The 23,281-nt window shown below is 57.2% G+C and carries 19 protein-coding genes; 2 read left to right on the top strand and 17 right to left on the bottom strand.

Going from position 1 to position 23,281, the window contains the following annotated elements; all coding sequences use genetic code 11:
- Nucleotides 1–78: 78 nt before the first annotated feature.
- From HY011_32975 to HY011_32925, 11 genes are all read right to left on the bottom strand, one after another.
- The gene (locus tag HY011_32975) at nt 79–1,935 is read right to left on the bottom strand and encodes a glycoside hydrolase family 127 protein (protein ID MBI3427762.1); all 1,857 of its coding nucleotides are present in this window, start codon (nt 1,933–1,935) and stop codon (nt 79–81) included.
- 151 nt (nt 1,936–2,086) lie between these two features.
- The gene (locus tag HY011_32970) at nt 2,087–2,236 is read right to left on the bottom strand and encodes a hypothetical protein (protein MBI3427761.1); all 150 of its coding nucleotides are present in this window, start codon (nt 2,234–2,236) and stop codon (nt 2,087–2,089) included.
- Nucleotides 2,237–2,251: 15 nt separating this feature from the next.
- The gene (locus HY011_32965) at nt 2,252–3,706 is read right to left on the bottom strand and encodes an FAD-binding protein (protein ID MBI3427760.1); all 1,455 of its coding nucleotides are present in this window, start codon (nt 3,704–3,706) and stop codon (nt 2,252–2,254) included.
- Between the two features lie 5 nt (nt 3,707–3,711).
- Complete coding sequence (locus tag HY011_32960) at nt 3,712–4,344, bottom strand: SGNH/GDSL hydrolase family protein (GenBank protein MBI3427759.1); 633 nt, start codon at nt 4,342–4,344, stop codon at nt 3,712–3,714.
- Complete coding sequence (locus HY011_32955; GenBank protein MBI3427758.1) at nt 4,341–5,192, bottom strand: hypothetical protein; 852 nt, start codon at nt 5,190–5,192, stop codon at nt 4,341–4,343. Before HY011_32955 ends, HY011_32960 begins: the two co-directional genes overlap by 4 nt.
- 551 nt (nt 5,193–5,743) lie before the next feature.
- A complete protein-coding gene (locus HY011_32950) occupies nt 5,744–6,541 on the bottom strand; it encodes a transporter (GenBank protein MBI3427757.1) in 798 nt (265 codons plus the stop codon).
- A 146-nt stretch (nt 6,542–6,687) separates the two neighbouring features.
- On the bottom strand, nt 6,688–7,620 hold the full coding sequence (locus HY011_32945) for a metallophosphoesterase (protein ID MBI3427756.1): 933 nt from the start codon (nt 7,618–7,620) through the stop codon (nt 6,688–6,690).
- Between the two features lie 198 nt (nt 7,621–7,818).
- On the bottom strand, nt 7,819–9,588 hold the full coding sequence (locus HY011_32940) for a hypothetical protein (GenBank protein ID MBI3427755.1): 1,770 nt from the start codon (nt 9,586–9,588) through the stop codon (nt 7,819–7,821).
- A 210-nt stretch (nt 9,589–9,798) separates the two neighbouring features.
- Nucleotides 9,799–10,443, bottom strand: coding sequence for a YceI family protein (locus HY011_32935; GenBank protein ID MBI3427754.1), 645 nt, complete (start codon nt 10,441–10,443; stop codon nt 9,799–9,801).
- Nucleotides 10,440–11,054 carry a hypothetical protein gene (locus HY011_32930; GenBank protein ID MBI3427753.1) on the bottom strand — a complete coding sequence of 205 codons (615 nt, stop codon included), beginning with the start codon at nt 11,052–11,054 and terminating at the stop codon, nt 10,440–10,442. The genes HY011_32935 and HY011_32930 overlap by 4 nt, the downstream gene beginning before the upstream one ends.
- A 210-nt stretch (nt 11,055–11,264) precedes the next feature.
- Nucleotides 11,265–12,452: a hypothetical protein gene (locus HY011_32925; protein MBI3427752.1), complete on the bottom strand. Its 1,188-nt coding sequence runs from the start codon at nt 12,450–12,452 to the stop codon at nt 11,265–11,267.
- A gap of 341 nt (nt 12,453–12,793) precedes the next feature.
- Between HY011_32925 and HY011_32920 the strand changes: the two genes are divergently transcribed.
- The gene (locus HY011_32920; protein MBI3427751.1) at nt 12,794–13,207 is read left to right on the top strand and encodes a 5'-nucleotidase C-terminal domain-containing protein; all 414 of its coding nucleotides are present in this window, start codon (nt 12,794–12,796) and stop codon (nt 13,205–13,207) included.
- Nucleotides 13,208–13,286: 79 nt separating this feature from the next.
- Here HY011_32920 and HY011_32915 read toward each other — a convergent pair whose 3' ends face one another.
- From HY011_32915 to HY011_32905, 3 genes are all read right to left on the bottom strand, one after another.
- A complete protein-coding gene (locus tag HY011_32915; GenBank protein ID MBI3427750.1) occupies nt 13,287–15,368 on the bottom strand; it encodes a hypothetical protein in 2,082 nt (693 codons plus the stop codon).
- Nucleotides 15,369–15,451: 83 nt separating this feature from the next.
- A complete protein-coding gene (locus HY011_32910; protein ID MBI3427749.1) occupies nt 15,452–16,087 on the bottom strand; it encodes a hypothetical protein in 636 nt (211 codons plus the stop codon).
- Nucleotides 16,088–16,711: 624 nt separating this feature from the next.
- The gene (locus tag HY011_32905; GenBank protein MBI3427748.1) at nt 16,712–16,891 is read right to left on the bottom strand and encodes a hypothetical protein; all 180 of its coding nucleotides are present in this window, start codon (nt 16,889–16,891) and stop codon (nt 16,712–16,714) included.
- A 358-nt stretch (nt 16,892–17,249) separates the two neighbouring features.
- On the opposite strand from HY011_32905, the gene HY011_32900 reads away from it, so the two are divergent.
- Complete coding sequence (locus HY011_32900; protein MBI3427747.1) at nt 17,250–17,435, top strand: transposase; 186 nt, start codon at nt 17,250–17,252, stop codon at nt 17,433–17,435.
- A gap of 76 nt (nt 17,436–17,511) precedes the next feature.
- Here HY011_32900 and HY011_32895 read toward each other — a convergent pair whose 3' ends face one another.
- The 3 genes from HY011_32895 to HY011_32885 form a co-directional block, all read right to left on the bottom strand.
- A complete protein-coding gene (locus tag HY011_32895) occupies nt 17,512–18,954 on the bottom strand; it encodes a HAMP domain-containing protein (protein ID MBI3427746.1) in 1,443 nt (480 codons plus the stop codon).
- The gene (locus HY011_32890; protein ID MBI3427745.1) at nt 18,944–19,660 is read right to left on the bottom strand and encodes a response regulator transcription factor; all 717 of its coding nucleotides are present in this window, start codon (nt 19,658–19,660) and stop codon (nt 18,944–18,946) included. The genes HY011_32895 and HY011_32890 overlap by 11 nt, the downstream gene beginning before the upstream one ends.
- Nucleotides 19,661–20,388: 728 nt before the next feature.
- Nucleotides 20,389–23,088, bottom strand: a complete 2,700-nt coding sequence (locus HY011_32885; GenBank protein ID MBI3427744.1) for a hypothetical protein — start codon at nt 23,086–23,088, stop codon at nt 20,389–20,391.
- Nucleotides 23,089–23,281: the final 193 nt, after the last annotated feature.

Raw genomic sequence — 23,281 nt, 5'->3', positions numbered from 1 at the left:
ACCATCGGCGTTTATCCGCGTTCATCTGCGGCTGATAGTCCTCAATTTGAAGTTTGTTTGGGAAGCACAGACCCCCCCTCAACCTGATGCCGCGCCCAGCCACACCGCCAACTCTTTTCCTGTCGCGCCCGCTGCGGCAAACGGCGTCAAACGCAACGTCGCTCGATCACCCGCGCGATGCTGCCCGGTGTCACGCGTCACCACGCCTTCGGTTTCGTAAACCGGCAAGCCATCGGCGTCGCGCAACCCAACATTGGTTTTCAGCTTTGGCGCGGCACTGGTCAACGCGACAGCCGCAAACGGTTTGAGGTCGGGATTGAATTGCTCGTCCAGTGCCAGCACCTGCGGCCCGCGCAACACGGCGACACGTCCGCTTTGCGCGCCGCTGCCCATTGCCAGCCGCACCGGCAGCGCGAAATCGAGCACGAGGGTTTGCGTCTTGCTCCACGTTTGGCGCAACAGCCAATAATCGCCGGGCCGGGCCTTGATGCCGCTCAGTTGCGACCACGCGGGCACGCGCACGCGCAGCGCGAATTTCAACGGCTCCGGCACCGTGACGCTGATGACGACGCGGCCTTCGACCGGATAGTTCGTCTCTTGCCGGATCGTCACCGTCTTGCCGTCTTTCCATTTCAGCGTCGCCGTGCTTGGCCCAAAGCAGTTGATGACGAATCCGTCATCGGTCGTTTGATACGCGAACGTCGGCAGCATTGCCCACGCGCGCGGCCCGCTCGACGTGCAACAGTTCTGCTCGGTCTGGTAAGGCTTGCGCCCGTCGTGCGCGGTGAAATAGCACCAAGCCGCGCCATCGGGCCGCTCGGCGGCGGCCAGGTGGTTGTAAAAGGTCTTCTCCAATTCGTCGGCGTACTTGGCATTGCCCGTCAGCCGCAGCAATTGCTGATTCAATTGAATCCACGTCACCGACACGCAGGTCTCGGCGACTTTGTCATTCACGCTCGAAAGGTATTGCCGCGCCTCCGTCCAATGCTCGGCGCTGCTGCCGCTGCCGGTGACGAGCAGTTGGTTGTTCACGATGTCGAGCCAGGCATTGAGCACCGGATTCAAATAACGCGCCTCGCCCGTCGCGCGATACAACTCACACAGGCCCACCAGACACGACAGCATTTCGTAGGCTTTGCCATCCGCCGTGCGATTGACCGGCACGTTGCCCGCGAGCTGGCTGGCGAGTTTCGGCCCATTGGCGGCTTCCCACTTGTCAACGATGAGCCGCGCGAAATCCAAAAAGCGTTGATCGCCGGTCGCGCGATACAACAGCACGATTGGTTCGAGCACGCTGCCCGAAGCCATCCCCACGTGCGTGCTGCGTTCGTTGATGTCCAATGGCCCACCCACGCCGAAGTTGGCAAGCAACAGATTGCCGATGCGCTTCGCGGCTTCGAGCGCACGCGCATCGCCGGTGTATTGCGCGTAGGTCAACAAGCCGAGCAGGTCGTATTTGTGCACCCACACGTCCCACTTCTGTTCGCGCCCCATCGCCCAATGCTGATCGTCGGCATAAGTGCCCAGATAGCCATCCGCCTTTTGCGTCGCCAGCAGCGCGCTGACTACACGATCGAGTTTCGCGCGCAACTCGGCATCGCCCGTGTAAACCCACGCCAGCGTTGCCGCGTGCAACCATTTGCCCGCGTGCTCGCCAATCCACGCTTGTTTGCCAGCCTCCTGGGTAGGACGACGTTGAAAGCCGCTGAGCAAATCGCTTTCGCTCTTGGTCAACAGGCGCGCCTGTTCGTTCTTGCGGCAGCGTTCGCCGAGGAAGCCGCCCAGCCGGACGGAGCTTGGATAAACGAGCGCGAAACGGTCGGCGACTTTATCCGTTGCCGGTGTTGTGAGTTGTTGAAGAGCCGTAGCCCAAGCTGGATTGACTGCTGAAACGCCCGCAGCCAGCCCGCGTAAAAGATCACGCCGCGAAACCATCCTGTTCCCTGTCCTTATTTGTGTTTGGATCGAAACAACCGCAGTTAGAACAACGGTTGAAAAGTACGCCGTGGCGAACAGGTGTTCAGAGTTCCGCCTTTAGGCGGTGGCGGCGCGTAGCGCCACAAACGCGCCTGCGGCGCGCAACCGCCTAAAGGCGGAACTCTGAACGCCCGCCGCTGATGAGGTCTGTTGCATTTGCGTGGAAAACTTCGAAGAAGTCATCAAGCGGTTCATCCGCTTCATCCGTCAGGACGACTTCAGCGTCTTGCGTCAGTTCGCTCACTTCCAGGTACGACATAAAAGACCTCCACGATTAGCTCACGGCAAAATCGAAGCCCTGCTTATACTCCTTGCACATCCGCTGCGCCGGCACCGCCTTGCCCGGATTGCACAAGCCCGTCGGATTGAAAACCGACTTGACGGCCAGCATCGCATCCAACGAAGCCTGATCGAAGATCATCGGCATATAGCCGATCTTGTCCATGCCCACGCCGTGCTCGCCCGTGATCGAACCGCCCGCGTCCACACAGAGTTTCATGATCTCTTTGCTGGCGGCGTGCACGCGCGCGACCTCGTCGGGATCGCGCCCATCGAAATTCAGGTTCGGGTGCAGATTGCCGTCGCCCGCGTGGAAGACCGTCGAGAGGCGGATGTCGTATTTCGCGCCGATGGCGTAAATGTTCGCCAGCACTTCAGGCAACTTGGTGCGTGGCACCACGGCGTCCTGCACAAACAAATCGGGGCTGACGCGGCCCAGCGCGCCAAACGCGCCTTTGCGTCCGGCCCAGAGTTTCTTGCGCTCGGTTTCATCGCGCGCCTCGCGCACCTCACGCGCGCCGAGTTCGCGGCAGATGTCGGCGGCGCGGCGCGCCTGGGTTTCCAAGCCAGCCTGCAAGCCATCGAGTTCGACGATCAAACACGCGGCGGCATCGCGCGGATACCCGGCGGCGAAGACGGAATCTTCGACGACGTTGATGACCACCTTGTCAATCATCTCGAGCGCGGCGGGCAGCAACCCGGCGGCGATGATCGCCGAGACGGCGCGGCTGGCGTCGTTGATGTCCAGGAAATCGGCCAGCAACGTGATTGTCAATTGCGGCGTGCGCGTCAATCGCACGGTGACTTCGGTCGCAATGCCGAAGGTGCCCTCGCTGCCCACAAACGCGCCCAGCAAATCGTAGCCAATCGTCTCGGCCCCGCCACCGCCCAGTTGCGCAACCTCGCCGGTCGGCAGCACTACGGTCAGGCCCAAAATGTGATTGGTCGTCGCGCCGTATTTCAAACAATGCGGCCCGCCCGCATTCTCGGCCACGTTGCCGCCGATGGTGCACGAAGTCTGCGACGACGGATCGGGCGCGTAATGGTAATTGTTGGTGGCGATGGCTTGCGACAGGCGGACGTTGATCAGCCCCGGCTGCACGATGGCGCGGCGGTTGGCGTAATCCACTTCGAGGATTTTATTCATCCGCGCCATCTCGATGATGACGGCGCGCGTCCCGGCTTCACAGCCCACGGCCACCGCGCCCGAACTCAAGCCCGTGCCCGCGCCGCGTGGGCCAAACGGAATTTCGTGTTCGTGCAGCAGCTTGACCACCCGCGCCACGTCTTCGGTCGTGCGCGGAAAGACGACGGCCAGCGGGCGCGTCTTGTGCGTCGTCATCGCGTCGCATTCATACACGAGCAGTTCAGCGTCGTCGGTGATGACGCCGTCTTTGCCGAGAATGACCGTGAGTTCGGATTGGATTTTGGATTCGAGTGAGTTGGTCATGTGCGTTAAACGAAAACCCGTGTGTGCGATTGTCTGAAATCGTGTTCGGTTACGACTTGGTTGATTGCCGCCGCGATCTTAGCGCCGCCTTGTACCGAAGGCTCAATCGGATTGGCGAAGTCGGCATCTTCGTTGCAGATCAGCCGAAGATCGAGCAGTGGTAAGCCGTGGGCAAACGCGGCGCGGATGATGCAATCGTTGAAAACCGTCAGCGCCGTCACCGCGACGCGCTGGAAGGCGGCTTCGGTGAAACGCGGATAGTAAACCGTACAGAGCGTAGTCGGAAGCTTGCGATCAAGCACCGCCCGCAACATCACTTGGTAGTTGTATTCAAACTGATCCGCCCGGCTCGCCAGATGCGCCAGCGCTTCGGCAACCGACTGGGCACTAAGCGTGAGCACGTCGGACGAATCAATCGCGTCGTTGCCGCCAATGCTGACAACCAGGAAATCAGCGTCGCTTGGCAATTTCTCCAACTGGCGTTGCACGTTGGTTGTCATGCTGCCATCAACGGCGCAAAGCGTGGCGCGCCAGTCGGCAGGCAAAACAGCGTGAAGTTGCTGTAGGACAGCTGGGCCACCATTTACATAGGCGGTATTGTCGAAAATTGAATCACCGAGCAACACAACGTGGCTCATCGTTTTGTTATCCTTGCTGGCCTGATGCGATTCCCATCAACGGTATAATGCAAGATCACTCGCCGAGTTGTAGCACCGTTTTCGATAGCCCGACGATCTGCCTCACCGTAAAACTTCAAACTAAAGCGCTGCGCCCTTACTTTGAGGCGATAGACAGGCGGATTAATGCCCAAGTAGATAATTGCATCCCGCTTCAATATGAGGCGCGGTTGATTCGCGCTACGGCCAATGCGCATAGCGCGATAGCGCAGTTGCTGCCAATTCGAAGTGCACCAAGGATTGACGTTCGCTGTTACGACAACGAAATTACCGTGCTTGTCTGAAGGTGCGAGTGCATACTTGAACCTCGCCTGCGCGCCGTTGATTTCGGCATAGCCGTTTGCCTCTTGCCTCAGCACCACCTGCCATCGCCTGCCACGCCTTTTGAAGAGGTAAAGCGATGAGTCTTCACCGCAGCAAATTCCAATGGTCGTTGTGACGGCGAGCAAGTCGGGATGTCCGACGGGGCGGTTGACAGTGATCTGATGAATGTCGCCATAGACATAACTCGTGTCAAAAGCATTGCTATCTCTGCCCTCCGTTTCTGGCGGTGGTACCCGAACGCCCATACTTGCGAGTTGCGCCAGCACGTTGGCGCGTACTTGTGACGGAGTAAGGCGGCGCGTTTGCGGTGCACTGAGCGTATCGGAAATTAACTCACGCAGTTGCCGCTTGAGTTGCGTCAGCAAAGGGCGAACAGCAGTCGGAAGCGGATCATCCATTGCATCCGCCTTGATTTTGCGCAAGCTTTGCACAGTTTGCACAATTGCTGTTGGCTGCGCTGTAGCGGAGCAGGTTAGTGTAAACAACACAACCATCATTCGTCCCAGCAGCAGGCAATTGCAGGCTTTGCGTGTTTTGATTCCGCTGCAAATCATCTCAATTGAAGAGGCACAGTCTCAATCGCTGTCATGGTATTTGACGCAGAAAGTGCACGCCGTTTCGCTCGCTCTTCCCCTTCTCACCTTGTCGAGAGCATCAGCAAGGTCAACAACGCCGGAATGCTCAATCCCTGAACGACCAACCACTATTCGCTTATCCGGAAACTGCGCTGCTGCTGACCAAGGCGAAGAAAACGTTGATGACGATGACGGCGCGTTACGTTGCGAGCCGAACGCGGCGAATAGTAGCAGGAAGTGCAAAAAGAGCGCTAGCGGGACAGCCACAGACAATCGCTGCGTCGCCCGCTGTTGGTCACGCGGTTGCCACGCCGTGTGAGGAGTTGATGCGCGGGCAATATGACTGCGCGGGTCAATGGAGTCTTGAACTACGGCGCTGAAGATGCCGCCGTAACCTGAGAGCGAAAGCGCCGCCTCAGCTTGCCGAAGGAGTAAGCAAGCCGTCAGAAGCCTGATCCGTTTCACTTCTTTTTGCCGAAGAGATAACCAATGCGCGATTTGTAAACCAAGCGGTTACCCGCTTCAGTCACGCCGACGCCGATGCCGAAATTCCAGACGAGGTTTTTGGAAAATTGATAATCCCAGCCCGGATAGAATTGATGCACTTGTTCGCCGCGTGGCAACGGCTCGCGCAACGGCCCGGTCGCGCCGTAATACTCCAGGCTCAAATCCAGCTTGTCGTTGATGCCATATCCAACGCGCGCCCCCGGTTCGAATTCCCAACCGTCGTGCTTGCCAGGCCCGCGCAGCGCGCGCGCGAGCACAGGATTGAAATCGAGTTGCCAGCGGCCGAGTTTCTTTTCGAGGATGGGGCGGAATTCAAAGGTGACGGAGTTCTCTTCGTAGACTTTGTGCGGAAAGCCGACCTCACCGCTGAGACTGACGTCTACGGGCAGATGCCAGGACTTCGGCAGCGAGACGCGCGGGCGCAAACGCCAGCCCGCATATTCGGCGCCGCCATCGGGGCGGGCCGCCAACACCAGATAACCGGCCATCTCGAAATTATCGGTGATGCCGCGTGTCAGCTCGAAGGTCAGATGAAACTGATGATTGGTTGGCGCCACCGGGCCTTCAAAAAATTTCGTGCCCCGACCGGTGAAGTTCATGTGGGTTTCGAGATTCCACATGCCCTTTGGCACGGTCTCATATTCGTAGACCTGGACTTCAAAAGCATCCTGGGCTTGTATGGCCAAGGCGATGAACATCAGAGCCAAGGCGGCGCTGAACAGACGAAAAGCTTGGAATTTGAATTTGCGCAAGAGCGCTTCCTCCTTATCGGGTTTTATGAGAGAGGTGATCGGTAACTGCTTGGAATCGGCGACAGCCTGCCAGCAAGGACGCCAGAGTCGCAAGGAAGGGCACAGAATTCGGCGCCAACGTGCGCGCGCTGCCATTGCGCGGCGGCTCACTCGTGGCCTCTTTCGGCTGGGGCATGGTGGTTGAGGGGCGCACTGAATGTGCCTTTGTCGAGCACGGCACCACTATCGCTAATGGCGCGGAAGGTCAGTTCGTTGGCATTTATCTCGAAAAGCATAAAGTGTTGCGCCTGGTCATTGCCGAAGGCCAAAGCCGGATCCTCGCGCTTGATATTATTCCGGCGCAGCTTGCCCGCCGCGCCCGAGATGAAATACTGCACGCCGTTTTGCGGTTTGAGCCGTTCGTAAAAATGTTCGTGGCCGTTCAGCACCAATTGCACGTTGTGCTTCACAAAAAGCGGTTCCAACTGGGCGCGCAATTTCAGATCCGCCCCGTGCGTCTTGCCCGAAGAATAAAGCGGATGATGGAAAAACGCGATCTTCCAGCGCGCGGTGGACTGGCTCAGCGTCTGCTCCAGCCACGCCACCTGCGCCGCATCCATTTGCGCCGAATCGAGGGCGAAGAATTGCGCCAGCGGTTGCTCGTCAGTGCCGTTGCGCGTGAACGTGTAATAGCGGCGGCCTCCCATGTTGAATTTCGCGTAGCCCGTTTCCAGGTTGGATTTGCCGTTATCGTGGTTGCCGAGCGCGGCAAAAAAACTGACACCCTGGGTTAGGAGCTTGCCATACGGCGTCTCGAATTTCTTGACGTAATCCACGCCGCCATAAAAGTTATCGCCCAACATCAGAACCAACTCAAATGGCGTCGTCGCATAAGCTTGTTCCATCGCGCGGGCCACGGCGTATTGTTCCGCTCCGCCCGTGCCGCTGTCGCCGATGGCGGCGAACGCCAGAGGTTGAACGGCTTGCGCCTGAGTCGGCGTGGGTTTGAAATCGAAGCCGTTGTTGCTTAAAGCGAAACCGCCCAGGGCGATAGCTAACGCTAATCGGCTCAAACCGTGCAGGAAAAATCGCGTCTTCATCGTGCTTGAAGTAGGGTGCTTGAAATTTCTGGTAGTGGGTCAATGGGGAGCGAGCCACGCCGCAGATCAACGCCGACCAACGCAGATTAATTCAATCGGCTAACAGGACTGATCCGCGTTTTCCAGCGTTCATCTGCAGCAAGACCTCTCCCCTTTGAGCCACTACCAAATTTCTTTTGAATTACTTGAAGTTCAGGTTCAGCGAATGCTGACTCTCACCGGATTGGCCGTTTGGCCGTCCGCAATCAACGATACCTCAACTTCACCTCTTCCGGCGAGTGCTTTGGGTAACAACACGTTGATTTGATCCAGGCCCGTCAAAGAACCTTGTGCTCCGGCGAAACTCACGGGGGCGTCGGCATTGCCTACTTTGACCATGACGGCTGACTGGCTGCTGCGGTTTCGCCAGCCGGTGCCATAAAGAATCAGAAAAACCTGGTCGCTGGCTGGGCCCAAATCAATCGGCACGGCGACAAACTTGTTTTGGACGGGATCGAAACGCACGACGGATTCATAGGTTTGCGAACCATCCGCCTTGACGCGCAAGGCCAGGGCCGCCGCCAACCCGCGTCCGCTGGCATCCGCGCTGAAAACGCCCGGCGCGACTTTGGCGAGGTTGATCGTCCCCAAGGTGAGTACATTGGCGCGATTGCTGACAATCAGCGTGGCTGGGCCATTGGCCGCTTCAGCGGGGATCAAATAATTAATCTGGTTGGGCGAAACGAAAAAGAGCGGCGCAGGCCAGAGCCTCCCCGCGCTATCGCGCACCGTCACGGATGTGCCCGCCAAGGTGATCGGCAATGTTGCTGAAATCGTGCCCGCTGTCGCCGCACTTAAATTGACACCGAAGGCCGCGCAAATGGATTCCGGCGCGAGTTTGGTTCCGTCATAGCTGGCTGCCGAAACGCTGGCTGTCCAGGCGTTGGCAATGGGCCGCAACGCGAACGCATACGTCGAACCTTGAAAAGTGCCCCAACCGGCAATCTGGCCGTTGTCATTAATGGCCGCCGCGTTCTGCAACACCCAATCGCTGTTGGCGGGCAGCAACGAATTCAAATCGAACGCCGTGCCGTTTTGCCACAACAACGCGTGCCCGTTCGTGCCGACCGTCTGGCCTTTGCCGTTGACGGCGTAAGCGTAACTATACGAACTGTCGAGCGCACCCAAATCTGTGCGGCTGGCCACGCCGCCTGTAGCGTTGAGCGCGAACAGCGTGCTATGTGGCGCGCCGCTCGCTGTGTCTGAAACGCCCGCGACCTGATTCGTATTGCTCAGCGCCAGCGCCTGGCTGCTGTTGCCGCCCAGCGCGCCCAAATCGCTGAGTGTGCCGTTGCTCCACAAGAAAGCCTTTGTGCGCAGATCGTCTTGCACTTGCGATACGCCGGCGACGAAACCTGCATCATTGATGGCGTAGGCATAACTGTTATTGCCGCCCAGCGTGCCTAAATCGGTGAGCGTGCCGTTGCGCCAGAGACAGGCGTGCTCGAACCAATCCAAGCCGTTGCGTTTGATTGGCAGCGTGCCCGCGACGTCACCGTTTTTGTTGATGGCCCGTGGGGTGAAGGCGCCGATGTCCGTCAGCGTGCCGTTTTGCCAGCGGAAGGCGCGCGGCGTGATGTCGCCCAAACTGCTCGACGCGCCTGCAATTTGCCCGGCGTCGTTGATGGCATAGGCAACGCTTTCATTCGCGCTTGCCAGCACGCCCAAATCGCGCAAGGCCGCGCCGTCCCAGAGGAAGGCATGTTGTTTGCCGTTTTCCAGACTGGCCCAGCCGACGATGTGGCCCAACGAATTGATGCCCAAGGCGCGGCTTTCAGTGCCGCCGAGGGTGCCGATAAAGGTGACGAGGTCGTCTGCCTGCACGGCGGCGTAAGCCAGCGGCTGCCGCCCGTTCACCAATGCGCCGGTCAATGCCAGCAAGATGCCGAGGCTGCCAAACCAGGTAAAGCCATGTTTACGTTCGCGCATTGGTCGTTCTCCTCTCATTCAAATCAGGTGCTATGAGGCATCTCTATTTCGATAGATGAATTCCCAGCAAAGCCACACGGTGGGACTGGGGCCGGGCGTCTGCGGAACGATAGAAGCAGTTGTGGCCGCGTCAGGAGGCCACGTGTGAACCGTCCACTCCTATCGCTCCGCAAACGCGCGGCCCCAGTCCCACCGTGTGAAGTCAATCTTTCAAGACTTGGCTACCAGATTGAATTTGATGACTACATCGTTTTTTACCTTGATCGTGCCCAGCGCGGCGGAATAGGGCGTGATGCCGAAATCCGTTTGGTGCAGGGTGTATTGGCCGGTGATGCGCAGGGTCTGCCCCGTTTGCACCACCGTCACGGGCAGCGCGAGGCGTTTCGTGATGCCGTGCAGCGTCAAATCGCCATTCAAGGTAAAACTCGCCCCGTTTTCTTTCGGTGTGAAACCAGTCAGCGAAGTCGAGCGGAAAACCACCTTGGGAAACTTGGCGGTTTCCAGCACAGCGCCGCGCATGTTTTTAGTGATTTCAGCACGGTCTTTTTCGCTGATGTTATCCAGCAGCGTGAGCGACTCGGTTTGCACTTCGAGTTGCACGCTGCCCGCGTCGAAGCTCGCGCCTGGCACGTTGATTTCGCCGCTGAAGCCTTTCACGCCGATGTTGTGATCGTGCGCGATGCCGCTCAGTAAGCCCGCTTTGGCGACGAAAACCGTAAAGCTGCTTTCCGCCGGGACCAGCGTGTAATGATGAGCCGGGGCCTTGCCGGTATTGGTTTGCCCCAGTGTGGTGAACGCCAACAACGGCAGGCAGAATAGCAAGCGCAAAAAGGGCTTGAAAAAACCTGGCCTCATGACATTTGCTCCTTCTCTGAATACGCCAACTCAAAGACCGGGAGCGGATGGGCCTGTCCCGGTTGCTCTTGGATTACACTGCTCGCCGGAACCGGTTTGAGCGTTGGGCGTGTTACGCGATTGACGGGCTGGTAAATGAAATTCCAGTAGATCGTTTGGTAAAAGAGAAAGAGCACGATCATCGCCGTTTCAAAGACAAGAAAGCTGTGCTCAAAACCGTGATATTGAATCAAGTCGTAAAAGTGCCCGGTCGTCCCTTGCAAAGCGGGCCAGAGCAAACCCGCGCACAGCAAAACCACCGGATGCAAGGTCAACACCAATGTATGCAGCCAACGTTCAAACACACCGCACTCTTTGAAATGCACCTCGTCATCTTTCAGCACAAACAGGCTGGAGAAGATGCTCAACCCGATAAACACGCGCACCGATGTGGCTGTGATGGGCACGTATAAAACCCAAAACAGGCAGGCCAGCACGGTGATCGTGTCCAGGGGATGGCCAATACGTTCCCAGCGCGGTAATTTGCGTTGGTGATGACAATAAAACTCATCCACCGCGATCCACAGGACTTGCAAGACAAAGGGAATCACAAAGTAATACGAATTCAACATCTGTTTTTATCGCCACGGTGTGAGCGCCAGCATCGCCGCACCCGTTAGCATTGCTCCTTTAGGGTTCATAGTGTCAGCCGTCGTCACGGCCGTTTTGCTATGGGCATGAACGCGGTAACACGACAGTCCTTGTGAAATCATTTCCCTTCAATTGTTCCCCCTCCGCGCGCCGCCCGTTCAAGACACAGCATTCATTCAAACAAGCCCACGTCAGTCTCCCAGCCGATGCGGAAAGGTCTCGTTCGGGCGTTGCCGGTGACAAACGGTACAAGTATCAATTTTGCCCGGATGCCCCTGCCAATTGATGGCCTGTAAATTATCCGCCGCCGTCACTGTCGGCGTGATGGCATGCGGGCTGCCGTGGCAGGCCGCACAGGTGACGCCTTGGTGGCCGCGCGATTCCTTGTAAAGTTTGCCCGTCTCTTCAAATTCAAACCCGGCGCGTTGATGGCAACTGGTGCAGCGCGGCTCATCCACCCAGGGACGGCGGCTGGCGTTGCCGACAGCCTGCATATCGCCGTGGCAGTTCGTGCAATTGAGACCTTTGCTCAAATGCACGTCGCGCTGGCATTGCGCGCGCATGCCCGGATGACAGGCGTAACAGGAATTGCTCAGATTCAAATCGGCGACGCGCGTGGCGTGGGCGCGGTGCATCGCGTGCGAAAGCGTCGAAACGCCTGTTTGACCGGGCGCATTCAAGACCGGATCGGCGTGGCAACTGGCGCACAGCACCGGCTTGGCCTGTTCGAGTTTGGTGTTATGCAGCTTGTCGTGTTTGCGCAGAATGTCAGTGCCGACCGAGAGGCCGCCGCCGTGGCAGAGGTTGCAACTGATTTCCCACGAAACCGGCACGACCGCGCGCGTTTGTCCGGCGACCTGGCCATTGCGCACGACCGTGATTTGCGCCAGTGGATAGGGGTTGTCGCGTCCGAAATCATCCAGCGGCGTGAGGGGGATGCCGCTCGCTTCCCAATCATTGCGGGCTGTCGGCAGCATGGTGCCGCTCAAACCGTTGCCGGTCAGGCCGATGTTGGGCGCGAGCGCTACGCCAAACAGCATTTTGACGTAGCGCCAGAAATTGGTTTTGTCGGCGGAACGGGTGTTGAAAGGAAGGGCGTAACGCACCGTCACGCCTGTGCGGACGATGCGCGGCTCTGTGCCCGAACGATCAATCACTTCGGCGCGCAGCGTGTTGAAAGGCGGCAGAAGGCAGATTTCTGAAAAGTCCTGATTCATGCAATGCATGCCCAGTTCGTTGTAGCCCAACACGACCAGCGGGTCAGTGCTGGTTTGTCCCCGCGAACCGGTTGCCAATCCCAGCCCCAGCAGCAGCAATGCCAGCAACAAGGTTGTCAGGCGTTTAACGCTGCGGTGACGGGCGGATGTAGGTGTTTGCATCGAGCCTCCCAAGGAATTCAGTCCTACAGGCGATGAAGAGAACGCAAGCGGCCACGCTCAAGTAATGGCGCAATTACGAGCATGGCCCTTTGGCTTGCGCTCTCTCTACCGCTCTCCCGGCAGCGGCGTCACGCGCTGCCGGGACCAGTGTAGTCAGGGAAGATGAACGCTGGATGAAAGTGAGAGCGCCGCCGAGGTTATTAATGACGCACAGCGAGAAAGAGCCAGGTACGCGGCGGTAGGTCAATACTGTGCGCGGAACGCTACTGTTGTTCCAGCGGTAATGAGACGCGAAACGTACTGCCGTGGCCGGGCTGGCTGGCCAGGGTGATCGAGCCGTGATGGGCTTCGGCGATCCATTTGACGATAGAAAGCCCCAGGCCGTGAGCGATACCGTCTTGCGCGCAGCATTGGAAAACGGCGTCAGCCAGGTCGTCGAAGAAAGTGAGAGTGGGCGATTCCCGCAAGTGGCGGGCGTGCAGTTCGATTTCGATGGCCGCAAACCTGTTGGCTCGCGCGTCGTCAAACGCACGGTCAACGGCCAACCGCTCGATGAAAAGAAAACCTATGCGCTGGCTTGCACGACGTTTTTGGCGAATGGCGGCGATGGTTACGCGATGTTGAATGGCGCGCAAACATTGCTTGATCCGCAATCGGCGCAGATTGATTCGACGGTGTTGGCGAATGCGATTGTGGCGGCGGCCGAGATTGCGCCAAAGGTGGAAGGCAGAAGTAAACGGCTGGATAGCAAATGAAGCAATAGACGTTAAAAGAAAAAGGGCGGAAGAAATGATCACATTTCCACTTCCGCCCTTTGCATTTCCACCGCGCAATTCAGCGTCGGTTTTTGTTCAGCGCCGTTTTCTGGAAACCATTACAACCGTTCGAGGTCACTGTCACTACGGTCGAACCAAGCGACTCTTGGGTAGGCCCATCGGTAGTGCCGCTCTTGCTAGGAGCTTGGATCAGTACAAAGCGCGTTCCATTGCTGACCCACTTACCCGTCGTGAATGTACCTGATGAACCTCCGCTAGCAACCAATTCGCCAGTCGCGGAATCCCGCCGAATCTGTAGTGTCACCGAGTCTTTTAATCCCGAATCCCAGTTAAGCGTTACTGCCGCGAGGCCAGTTCCATCACAAACAGTTGCCGGATTCGGGCTTGCTAGTATCTTGCAAGTTTGGGTCGAGTAATTAACCGCGTAACTTCCAAGTAACTTACCCGGCATGCCGTTAGTAACATCAACCAGATAGAAGACCGGAGCAGTCGTGAAGTTACTCGTCTGGCTCCCAACTCCGCCGCCATTCGCAAAGACTGGCCCGGTGAAGGAGTTCAGGCGTACTTGAACCAAACTTGCTTCAGGGAAATTCCAGGAAATGGTGCTGGTACACACGCCGTCACAGATTCCCGATGTGGTCACCCAATACGGGCAAGCGGCCGCTCCATTGCCAGGTGGCACCACTGAGATTGCGGTGCTCATCAGATATGAACCGTCTGCGCCGTCAACCATGAATATCTGCCGACCGTCGTAAAGACTCTTCCCGGTCACCATGCTGCCCGTTAAACTGCCGCCCGAACTTGCACACAGTTCTCCCTGCGGAGAGTCAAAACGTATCTGCGCATTTGGCGGCCCGCTCCAGGAAATCGTCGTGGCGGCCAGCCCTGTGCCATCGCAAACAAGCAGGGGGTATGGCATGGATAGTTCGATGGGGACGAATTGAGGATACGAATCGCAGATTACGCGCTGACTGCCATCGGAGAGTGTAACGTTGTTTTTCAAACTGAAGCGATTGCCATATTGGTCAGTCAGGGTTCCCTCCCAATAGGTCAACGGTATGCTGACGATGTTTCGGGCAGTAACATAGGTTAACTCGTTTGGTTCTGAAACGCCGTTATGATTCGCATCCTGCCATAGTTGCAGGAAAGAGAAGACTTCGTCTTGCGCGTTTATTACGCCATCGCCATTGCCGCCATACACAGGCTTATCGTATTCAGCCAAAGCCAAAAAGCCATTCCCTGTCTGAACGTCTGCGACTTGCGCCGTGAAGTTACCGAATAGCTCACGCCCGCTGTCTATCGTTCCGTTGTCATTGCGATCTAACACCAGCCAGGCATCGCCGGAGGTAATTGTCGGCCAGGCGACCTGAAATTTTCGCCCATCTCCCGTCAAATCAAATCTCACGCCGCCCGCCACGTCCGTGTAATGAAAACTGTCTCCATCCATATCCACCACAAGCGGGCTAACACGACAGCATGATCTATTCGGGCTAAGTGTTCTAGCTTCGCCTATGCCAAAAGTACTGGTACTACAGCCAGAGGAAAAGTTATTAGAGAGCTCCGCTTCGCAAGCTCTTTCTTCATCAGAAACGACTCGCGGCGTTGGGTGCGGCGTTGGGGTGGGGGTAGCACATAAATGTTGTCCGTTCTCGGGTTCCCACCGCCTCTCAGGCCCAACAGGTTCATAATCAGTTGCATAGCCGCCTCCTTCAAAGTGAGAAAAGCATTGGTATTTATTGTTCAAGCAAGGAAAACTGCAATCACCTTCCCAAAAAAGATGTGGCTTCGTATCCTGAGTTATCTGCATGAAAAACCCATTGGAATTTCGAATCACTGGATAAAAAAGGCCATAGGTTTCACATCTGCTAGCATTAATCTGACAGCATGTAACACGGTAAGGTAAACAGCCACCTGCGCCAGTAGCTTTGAAATTGTCTGTGTATTGGTCCGGCCAACGAAGCGTTCTTGACTCTTGCTTGACGTTACCGCTAATACTGTTAGCTGTGCCTCCGCAAAGATTAAAAGTAGTAGTAATTGTCGTCCAAGTAGCATAGCAATTCTGGGATTGCCCAATTGTCCTATTTGACAAAATAAAAAGCAGCGCAGTGATTAGGCATATTCTGAGATTAATTAAAGTCATAACCATCCTTACTCAACTTTCTGATAAAATGACCGTTACTTAGCCTGTATTCCAATCGCTTACTAATAAGTGCAAGTGACATCTTATCTTATGAACTTGAGATAGCGATTGTTAAATAGCGAAAGAGTTGCCTCGAACTCTTTACTGTCATTCCGCTCTGACAATTCAATCAATGCTTGCAAATCACTAAGCAAGCATTCTTTTGCGTGCTGGAGACCGGCCCCTAGATAAGGAGATTCCCCAACCCCCTCTTGGCCAAGCAGTAATTCCACGCTTACTTTGGCATTCATTAGATGATTACGCACGTCGGTGATATTTGCGGTATTTAGCAACTTGTCATTTTGCCTTAAGAATACAGATGCTTTACTAACTTGACGCCTAACACCCTCACGAAAATCCAAAATGTTTTTGCCGATACTCTTATCGCCAGCCATGGTGTTATCAGCAAAAACCACACTGCGAATGAAAACATCGCGACTTTCCCTCTTCGGATCAGCACCTAGGGGAAGATCGAGAGTGTAAATCTCACCAGGTCCAATTTGTCGTTGACCATCGGGCGGTACATTGATACCTTCAAAATCCAGAGTGACTCTGCCAGCACCAGCCACGCAAAACGCAGTTATTGGCTTCTCATAGTCGTTTTTAAATGTAACTTGTAACATAGCAATTTGGCCAGACACCTGTGCTTCTATCTTTATCGGGCGAAAACGCTCAGCCAAGCTAACGACTTGCATAGTAGAGTTATTGAAAACTGCGCTTAAACTATGACTACCCGGAATTACGAGGCATAGCAGCAGCCCAGATACAATAAAACTTAAAGAGATAGGTAGGATAATCTTATGTTTCTTGTTTAGGCGCGAAGAGTTAGGCGCGAAGAGTTAGGCGCGAAGAGTTAGGCGCGAAGAGTTAGGCGCGAAGAGTTAGGCGCGAAGAGTTAGGCGCGAAGAGTTAGGCGCGAAGAGTTAGGCGCGAAGAGTTAGGCGCGAATTCGCTTGTTAATGAGTTAGTTGTTTCGTTAGCTAATTGCTGTTGCTACTGATGACCGAACAAGTCGTTTATACGCCCATGCGAAAATCGTGTCAACGAAAATTTTTGATTTAACGCAATTATTCTTGTAATAGAAGTTGGCTGAATAACTCAAGTGATTTTGGTGCAACAATTCAAGCCATTTTGGGAAACTGAGTAACAAGGCGGGATAACAATGGCTGAAGCTGTCAAAGCAAGAAAGCACCAAAGACGCAACCGGCGCCCATCAGGGATGCGAGTCATCCGGTTGCGTCTTTTGGAGTGGTGCAGGGGCTAACGCGATACCAGGTGTATCGGGTTAGAAACTCGAACTCGAATCAGGGTGTCGTGCTGACGCGGAAGTCTTGCTTGGAATAATCCAGCCCGACCCGATTGGTGGCGTCGGTGGCCGTCACCATAAAGCGCACGAAAGCACTGCTGGGGAAATTCGCAGGGATGAGCCAGCGATATTGCCCGACGTTGCCCGGCACTTCGGCCAGCAGCATGTTGTAAAGCACGCCGCCTTCCGGCCACGCGCGGCGGATGGGGTGGTGCGGGGATCAAGTGGCTCGCTGAAACGGGCCGCCAATTGAATTTGACCCGGCTTTATGGGCGCGCTTTGCCAAACGAACGGGTAGTCGAAAGCGTGCCGGCCAAGTACGGGAGCAACTACACGCTGATCGCGGTCTCGCGCCTGGCGGGTGTCCCAGCGCCCTGGTTATTGGAGGGCGCGTTAGACAGTGACAGCTTCCGGGTCAATGTGGCGGAAGTGCTCGCGCCCGTGCTGGAGCCCGGCGACCTCGTGGTCTGCGACAACCTGGCGACACATAAAGTCGCGGGGCTTGCCGAACTGCTGGCCGTGCGCGGTGGGAATACTTGCCGCCGTATGCGCCGGACTACAATCCGATTGAACGCTGCTGGTCAAAGATCAAAACCTACTTGCGTAAAGCCAAGGCGCGGACCTCCGAAGCCTTGGAACAAGCTATTCGGGAAGCACTCGCGACCAGCACCGAAGCCGACTTGCTGGCTTGGGTAAAATTCTGCGGTTATCCCGTACATTGATTCGCAAACTGATCTAGTGACGCACAGCGAGAGAGAGCCAGGTACGCGGCGGTAGGCCCATACTGTGCGCAGAACGCTACTGTTCCAGCGGTAATGAGACGCGAAACGTACTGCCGTGGCCGGGCTGGCTTGCCAGGGTGATCGAGCCGTGATGGGCTTCGGCGATCCATTTGACGATGGAAAGCCCCAGGCCGCTACTGCCACCTTCCGTGCGCGTGCGTGCTCTGTCCACACGATAAAAACGCTCGAAAACCTGTGCGGCGTCGGCGGCGGGAATGCCCACGCCCGTGTCCGTGATCTGCAATTCGGCGTGATTGCAATTGCGCAACAGTTGCACCTGCACAGCGCCCCCGGACGGCGTGTATTTGATGGCGTTGTCGAGCAGGTTGAGCACCATGCGCCGTAACAATTCGCTATCGCCGCGCATGGGAATGTCTTCGACAGGGACGTAATGCAAGGCGACTTGCCGTTTGTGCGCCAGGGTCTTGACCGAACGGCAGGATTCTTCGACCAGGTCGTTGAGGTAAAGCTCTTCGAGGTGCAATTTGTGTTGTCCGGCATCGGCGCGAGCCAACGCCAACAAGTCTTCGACCAGCCCGGCCACCCGACCGGCTTCATCCTGAATGAGCGTGAGGGCTTCCTGGTATTCCCCCGGGCTGCGTTCCTGGGCGAGGGCGACTTCGGCTTCGCCGCGAATGATGGCGAGCGGCGTGCGCAATTCATGCGAGGCATCCGCCGTGAAGGCGCGCATGCGGTCAAACGAGGCTTCGAGCCGGTTGAGCAATTGATTGAAGACGCCCGCCAACTGGCCCAATTCATCCTTGGCATTTTTGATGGGCAAACGTTCGTGCAAATTGCGCGCGCTGATTAATTCCGCTTGCGCAGTCATCGCCGCAATCGGGGCGCAGGCCGTTTGCGCAAACCAATACCCGGCCAAGCCCGCCACCAGCAATAAGACCGGAAAGCTGAAATAAAAAATGCGCCGCAACTCAGTCAAATAAGCGGCACTGATGGCCCGCGTTTCGGCCACCAGCATGATGAAGTCCTGTGCTTCGGCATTGAAAGCATAAACCGCCATGCGCCCGCCCGCCGGCTTAAACCAAGCGGCCTCAATCGTCAGCGGCTCATGTGTCTGGCGTGCTTGGGCCAAGATTGCCGGGGCTGGCAAGACCGGTTGCAAGCCCGCCGGAATGGAGGGCGGCGTGCCTTTGTCAAAATTCGTGGCCAATAGTTTGGGGCCGCCTGCCGGAGGCGTTTGCAAGACGGCGACGTAAAGATGCGGCGGCTTGAATTCGTTGAAGAAGTGTCCAGTGGCCACACGCGGGTCGCCGCCATTTTCACTTAGTTCGCCCTGAAAGAGTTTGGCGGCGGTTTGCGCCGTGTTGATCAGCGAAAGGTCGAGCCGTTCGCGGAAGCTGCGCGCGATGAGCACATACAGGCAGAGGCTGGACCCCAGCAACAGCACGCCGAAGAGCAGCACGTACCACAGCGTCAATTTTGCCCGCACGCTATTCCACATCGTCTTCGCCCGCCTCTGCGGCGGCCTCCGCCGTAAACAAATACCCCGCGCCGCGCCGCGTGTGAATCAAGGCTGGCGTAAAACCTTCGTCAATTTTTTTGCGTAGGCGGCGCACATACACATCAATCACATTCGAGAACGGATCGAAATTTTCATCCCAGACATGCTCGGCGATTTCTTCGCGCGTCAGCAGGCGGCCCACGTGCAGCATAAAGTATTCGAGCAAGGCGTACTCTTTGGTCGTCAGGCTGATTTTGCGGCCTGCCCGCAGGGCGGAATGGTCATTGAGATTTAAGGTCAAATCGGCGGCTTGCAAAACGTCCGGCCAGACATCTGTGCGGACGCGTTCAGCGCGCCGCAACAACGCGCGCACCCGCGCCAGCAGCTCTCTGAAGGCGAAGGGCTTGACCAGATAATCATCGGCCCCGGCATCCAGCCCTTCGACGCGATCATCCACGGTGTCGCGCGCGGTCAGCATCAGGATCGGCGTTTTCATGCCCTGCGCGCGCAACTCGCGGCAGACCGTGTAGCCGTCTTTGCGCGGCAGCATCACATCCAGTAGCAACAAGTCATAATCGTTAATGCTGAACTGATACAGCGCGGCCTCGCCGTCCGCCGCCAAGTCCACGGCAAAACTCTGTTCGCGCAAACCTTTCGCAATGAAATGCGCCATGCGCGGTTCATCTTCGACCAACAGGATTCTCATGGTTGCCGCGATTGTGTCTCAGTGCCAGCCAACGTACAACGTAAAACTCTGGGTAGTGGCTCAAAGAGGAGAGGTCTGGCCGCGGATGAACGCTGGAAAACGCGGAGCAGTCCTGTTAGCCGATTGAATTGATCTGCGGCGGTCTGCGTTGATCTGCGGCGTGGCTCTCTCCCCATTGACCCACTACCAAACTCTGTATTAGATGGGCGCCAGGATAAAATGACTGCGGTGCAGCGGGACAATAAGCTGAGCAGGGAAAACTACACTGGGCAAGCCTGTCTCTTAACCTCTGGTCTCCAGGCCCCGGTTTTGGTAGAGACGATTTGGGGCCTATAACATCAGCAGACCGCCCGCCGGATTCGCTCACGAGTATCCGGCGGGCGGTCTACCGCCTCAGGATGAACTGCAAATCCGGGAGGCCCGCTCAAGCCCTCCGGATCGCAGCCCATCCTCATTGAAGCAGCCTGGCAGGGATGGTTTAATCCCTACCCACCGTTCGCCGCTCCACTCAAACTTGGTTGTCGCGCCACGCCGGGTGCGGCGTCTGTCCGGAAACAATCCCCACACGACGCTGGCGCGCATCTTAGCCAGCGAAGATGAACCGGCGATGAATAGCCCCAAGTTTGGCGGCGGCGAGCAAATGGCAGGTAAAAACAAACGAGGCGGGGCGCTTCCAGCGTTGGGAGCGCCCCGCCTCGTTTGACGGGTAGTTGGGGAACCAGCCTGGTTTATTGCACGGAGATGGTCACGGTATTGGCCGACAGCAGATTGCCGTTGCCATCATAAACCTTGACGACCAGCGGCAGATTATTGCCCGCCGGAACCGCCGCCGTGAGTTGCACGTTGAGTTGATCCAGCCCGGCGAAACCAGGCGCGCGGCCCGTATAGAGCACCGGTACGCTGACGCCGCCGATGGTGACGGTGACGTTTTCGGCGATGCCGTTGCCGACGTTGCCGTCACTGTCAGGCGCGGTGCGCATGCCAATGCCGAAAAGCAGCAGGTAAACGCTCTCGCCGCTGCGGCGGGTGATCACCACCGGCACAGCCTTGCCGCTCTCGAAGCGCGCCAACGCCTCGTAGCTTTGTTGCCCGTTGCTCTTGGTGCGCAAGGCGACGCCCGCCGGAATGCCTTTGCCGCTGGCATCAGCGGTGAACAGGCTGGGCGCAACTTCGTTGACCGTGAGCACGCCGAGCGCGATCACTTCGTCGTTGAGTTCGATGGCGATCTGAGCCTTGCCCGGCAGCAAGCCAGCGGGCACGAGGATGTTGAGTTGCGTCGGCGAGACGAAGAACAATCCCGCCGGTTTGCCATCCACGCTGACGCTGACGTTGCCCAATTCGATGGGCAAGGGCAAGGTCGCGGCAGCAGCGGTGGTGCGCGCCATGCCGTTGCCAAAAATCGCGACAATCGAATCGCTAGTCGCCTCCGGCGTGTAATCGCTGGCGTTGACCGAAACCAATTGCGAGAACGCCGTAAAATTGGCGGTGGCCGCCGGGGTCACGACTTCGATAAAGAAGGCCTCAATCGGATTCGTGCCGGTTTGTACGCCTTTGACTTTGACAGTCGCGCCGACGGTGACTGCGCCCTTTTCGCGATTGATGGCAGTGTGCGTGCTGACGCGCACGACCTTGTCGTCAACCTTCCATTCGCCGACCAACACGGCGCTGTTGGGCAGCGCGGTGATCTTGCCCATCAATTCGACAAAGCTGGGCGGGGTCGTGCCGCCGGTGGCCGCGCGGACTTCGATGGATTGCGCGTCCACCGAACCATCCGCGCGCAGCGTGCCTTTGACATGCACGGTCGCGCCGACGATGGCTTTGGCTTTGCTTTCGTCAAGCTTGGTGGCGGCGACCACATGGACGGTGCGCGCGTCCACCTTCCAATCGCCAATCTTGGTCGTGGTGGCGGTGGCCGTGGGCAATTCCTTGATCGTGCCGATGAAGCTGACGAAGACGTCGGTGCCGGGTTCGGCCTTGGTTTCGATTTCGACGGCATCAATCGAACCGTCCGCGCGCAGGTTGCCTTTGACTTCGACAAAGACGCCGACGGCGACAGTTTTGCGTTCCTGGTCAATGACGGTTTTGTCGGTCACGTGGATGGTGCGTTTGCTGACCGTCCAATCGCCGACTTTGTTGGCGGCGGCGGGCAGCGTTTCGATCACGCCTTTGAATTCGATAAAGCCGGTCGGCACGCCCACTTTGACTTCGATCTCGATGGCTTCGATCTTGCCGCTGGCCTGTTTCAATCCTCTGACCTCGACGAAGGCGCCGACAGCGATCTGTCCATGCTCCTGATTGAGTTTGGTGGCCGCCACGACCGTGACGGTCTTGTCATCCACGTTCCAATCGCCGAGGAGATTGGCGGCGGCGGGCAGCGTCTTGATGCGACCCTGGAAGCGCACAAAGTTGGGATTCGATTCGGTCGGGTCTTCGACTTCGATGGCGAGCGCCGTCACCGGGCCATCTCCGACGCGGGTGCCAAAGACTTCGACCTCGGCGCCGATCTTGACTGCCGCGAGGTTGGGCACGATTTTCGTCTTGCTATCCACCGTGACCATGCGCCCGCTGACTTTCCACGCGCCGATTTGGCCGGTGCTGTTGGGCAGCGTTTCAATCGTGCCGTCAAAGCGGACAGCCGTCGGCAGGGTGCTGGGATTGAGTTTGACTTCGACTTTAGTGGCATTGATCGAGCCATCAGCCAATTTAATGCCTTCGACATCCACCAGCGCGCCGGCGGCGGCGGCGCCTTTTTCCTGGTTGAGTTGTGTGGTCGCCGTCACGTGCACCAGACGGCCGCTGATCGTCCAATCACCGAGGCGTCCGGTGGTGCTCGGCAATTTTTCAACCAGGCCGGAGAATTTGACCTGCGTATTCGGCCCGCTGGTTGGTTTGAGCGTGATGATGAGCGCGCCAATCGAGCCATCATTCATCTGTGCGCCGACGATGATGACTTCGGCCCCGATAGCGAAATTGCCATCGGTTGGCAGGAATTTGGTGGTTTGGGTGACGTGCACTGTTTTGCCGCCGACTTTCCAGTCGCCGATGCGGCCGGGGGCGCTGGGCAGTGTTTCAATCGCGCCGCTGAATTCGATGGGCAGCGCTATGCCCGGACGGAATTTGACTTCGATCAGGGTGGCGTTGATCACGCCGTTGACGCCTTGCGTGCCTTCGGCTTCGACAATCGCACCGACGGCGGGCGCGCCGCGCTCCTGGTTGATGCGCGTTTTGTCCGTGACATTGAGTTTTTTGCCGCTGACAGTCCATTCGCCGATAAAGCCCGCCGTGGACGGCAGCACTTGAATAGCGCCCTGAATTTCAAGCGTTTTATCTTGCTGCGCCAGGCTTCCGCCGGCCCAGTGCAAACCGGCGCAAAGCGCCAGCAAGAGGACGGTGACACGTTGAATAAATGGTTGCGATGATCTTTGCATACGTTTGTAGCTCCCTTAGGGCTTCCGCTCGCCGTTCGTCGAGGCAAGTCAGGTGAAGCGCCCGCACGTTGGGGCGTGATACGGCAGACGTAGTTGGTGTTAAAAATGAATTGACGTGCGTAGTCGCATTACGGCGAACCTGATGCAGCAGGGATGCAGGATGTTGATCGGATTCGTCGTGTTAGGTTTTCAA

Source organism: Acidobacteriota bacterium (assembly GCA_016196035.1).
GTDB lineage: Bacteria > Acidobacteriota > Blastocatellia > RBC074 > RBC074 > JACPYM01.
This window is presented reverse-complemented; position numbering and strand designations above follow the sequence as displayed.

Coding starts and splice junctions, on each gene's coding strand:
- HY011_32925 (MBI3427752.1), bottom strand. CDS start 12,452: ATGCAAACACCTACATCCGCCCGTCACCGCAGCGTTAAACGCCTGACA.
- HY011_32935 (MBI3427754.1), bottom strand. CDS start 10,443: ATGAGGCCAGGTTTTTTCAAGCCCTTTTTGCGCTTGCTATTCTGCCTG.
- HY011_32965 (MBI3427760.1), bottom strand. CDS start 3,706: ATGACCAACTCACTCGAATCCAAAATCCAATCCGAACTCACGGTCATT.
- HY011_32895 (MBI3427746.1), bottom strand. CDS start 18,954: ATGTGGAATAGCGTGCGGGCAAAATTGACGCTGTGGTACGTGCTGCTC.
- HY011_32970 (MBI3427761.1), bottom strand. CDS start 2,236: ATGTCGTACCTGGAAGTGAGCGAACTGACGCAAGACGCTGAAGTCGTC.
- HY011_32945 (MBI3427756.1), bottom strand. CDS start 7,620: ATGAAGACGCGATTTTTCCTGCACGGTTTGAGCCGATTAGCGTTAGCT.
- HY011_32930 (MBI3427753.1), bottom strand. CDS start 11,054: ATGTTGAATTCGTATTACTTTGTGATTCCCTTTGTCTTGCAAGTCCTG.
- HY011_32915 (MBI3427750.1), bottom strand. CDS start 15,368: ATGACTTTAATTAATCTCAGAATATGCCTAATCACTGCGCTGCTTTTT.
- HY011_32960 (MBI3427759.1), bottom strand. CDS start 4,344: ATGAGCCACGTTGTGTTGCTCGGTGATTCAATTTTCGACAATACCGCC.
- HY011_32885 (MBI3427744.1), bottom strand. CDS start 23,088: ATGCAAAGATCATCGCAACCATTTATTCAACGTGTCACCGTCCTCTTG.
- HY011_32920 (MBI3427751.1), top strand. CDS start 12,794: ATGGGCTTCGGCGATCCATTTGACGATAGAAAGCCCCAGGCCGTGAGC.
- HY011_32890 (MBI3427745.1), bottom strand. CDS start 19,660: ATGAGAATCCTGTTGGTCGAAGATGAACCGCGCATGGCGCATTTCATT.
- HY011_32975 (MBI3427762.1), bottom strand. CDS start 1,935: ATGGTTTCGCGGCGTGATCTTTTACGCGGGCTGGCTGCGGGCGTTTCA.
- HY011_32940 (MBI3427755.1), bottom strand. CDS start 9,588: ATGCGCGAACGTAAACATGGCTTTACCTGGTTTGGCAGCCTCGGCATC.